This is a genomic window from Mesorhizobium sp. M5C.F.Ca.ET.164.01.1.1, assembly GCF_004792125.1.
Lineage (GTDB): Bacteria > Pseudomonadota > Alphaproteobacteria > Rhizobiales > Rhizobiaceae > Mesorhizobium > Mesorhizobium wenxiniae.
In genome coordinates this window covers 1-290 of sequence record NZ_SRTG01000545.1, presented here as the reverse complement: position 1 = coordinate 290, position 290 = coordinate 1, and the positions used below count along the sequence as shown (strand labels likewise).

The 290-nt window shown below is 64.1% G+C and carries 1 pseudogene; it reads right to left on the bottom strand.

What is annotated here, in order from left to right:
* Window positions 1-290, bottom strand: a pseudogene (locus EN807_RS34670) (amine oxidase); the annotation flags it as partial.

The following is a 290-nucleotide window of genomic DNA, read 5'->3' as shown; positions in this document are numbered from 1 at the left end:
GTAGCCCGGCACCGGGCGGTTGAAGAGCAGCTGGTCGAAAGTGAGCTCGCCCTGAAAGATGTTGCCTTCGGTGAGGCCGACCTCGGCCTCGATCTCGCGCGGCGTGCGCACCTCCATATGGACGATGCGGTTGCGGAAGCCGGGCGAGTACTGAGCGATCTGCGAAATCACGCTTTCGGCGAAGCCGCCGCGGTCGGTGTCGGTCCAGTCGCGGCCGTCTATCTTGGGCGGCGCATATTGCACAAAGCAGCTCATGAAGTGTTTTCCCGGCGGCGCCATGGTCGGGTCGA